Source organism: Micromonospora sp. ALFpr18c, from assembly GCF_008868155.1.
In the GTDB taxonomy this organism is placed as follows: domain Bacteria; phylum Actinomycetota; class Actinomycetes; order Mycobacteriales; family Micromonosporaceae; genus Micromonospora.
On record NZ_WBKR01000400.1, the window covers coordinates 1 to 1,304 of the forward strand.

A 1,304-nucleotide genomic window follows, 5' to 3' on the forward strand; every position below is an offset into this window, starting at 1 on the left:
AAGGCGCCGGCGTCCACGGCTGGAAGCAGGCCCTCAACGCCTTGGACATCTTCTTCCCAGGCCGCATCCCCATCGATGTCCGATAGTTAGACAGGATAGGGCGTTACACAGAAATTCGGACAGGCTCCACGCTCGCGCGGGACAGCGTCATGCCTCGTTCGGCCAGATGCTCGGCGATCAGCGTCTGCGTCCAGCGGGCGGCGCCCTCGGGCGGCAGGGAGGTGGCCACGGCGATGACGGCCAAGCGGTCGCTGGGCCCGTACCGTTCGGGGCGTCCGCTGCGCGGGCGGTCGAACAGGCCCGGCACGCCGCGGCGTACGAAGCGCAGCCGCCACCGGCGCACGGCCGGCTCGCTGCAGCCCACTTCGGCGGCGATCGTGCTGTTGGCCAGGCCGTCCGCGGCCAGCAGCACGATCCGCGCGCGCAGCGCGACCGCCTGCGGGCAACTCGCGGCGCCGACCATGGCCAGCAGCTTGCGCCGCCGACGGGCGCTCAGATGCAGCGCGGCGGCGGGCGGATGAGCCATCGGGGACACTCCGGAATAAGAGGGGACAGGGGTAGCAGCCATCATGGCGTGCGCGTCCCTGACCCGGCCGGGCCGGCAGTGCGCAACACTCTCCCCGTGCCCATTCCGCCACGCCCGCTTAAGGACGAGGTCGACGACCGCGTCGACCACCGCGCCGTCACCAGCGGCCGCTGGCCCACCCTCACCGAGGTCGACACCCGCTGGCGCGGCTCCTTCGGCTACTTCACGGCCCTGATCGGCCCGGAGGAAGAGCAGGAACGCATCCCGCTGCGCCGCATCGAGTACCTCGGCGGCAACCAGTGGGCCTTCGCCCTCTACGACCCCGCCTCCAACTCCTACATCCCCCAACTCCTGCACACCGGCCAGTGGGAGGGCAGCCCCGACGACGCCTTCGACACGGCCGCCCTCGTCCACCTCGCCGACTACGAAGCGTAACCAAACACAGGACACTCAACCCGAACAGGACTTGCGACCTGCTGCACTAGCTAGACACGACGGAGCCCCGGACCATGGCAGGTCCGGGGCTCCGTCCGCGTGCACGAAAATTCAACCAAGATCAAATTGGTGTCGGAGCGAGACGACTAAACGCGGGTGCTGACCTCCGCTATTCAGAGTAGATAGCGGGTGTCGAGGGTGATCAAGGAAAGGTGCACCCGACCTGCAAGGATGTGGTTGTCTACGCCATGTCCTTTGTAGAAGCGGGTGCACCTTTCTGGTGAGCAAGTCTATCGGGTGGGATGACCGGCTGTCGGTGACGGCCACAGATAAGAACCTCGTC

2 protein-coding genes are annotated in these 1,304 nt (G+C 67.6%); one reads left to right on the forward strand and one right to left on the reverse strand.

The window, feature by feature from the left end:
- Positions 1-103 precede the first annotated feature (103 nt).
- Entirely contained in the window at positions 104-526 is a 423-nt protein-coding gene (locus F8271_RS31400; RefSeq protein WP_192580555.1) for a helix-turn-helix domain-containing protein, read from the reverse strand.
- Between the two features lie 96 nt (positions 527-622).
- On the opposite strand from F8271_RS31400, the gene F8271_RS31405 reads away from it, so the two are divergent.
- Positions 623-961, forward strand: a complete 339-nt coding sequence (locus F8271_RS31405; RefSeq protein ID WP_151493393.1) for a hypothetical protein — start codon at positions 623-625, stop codon at positions 959-961.
- The last annotated feature ends 343 nt before the right edge of the window (positions 962-1,304 follow it).

Excerpts from the sequence above, each read along its gene's own strand:
- F8271_RS31400 (WP_192580555.1), bottom strand. The coding sequence starts at position 526 with ATGGCTCATCCGCCCGCCGCCGCGCTGCATCTGAGCGCCCGTCGGCGG.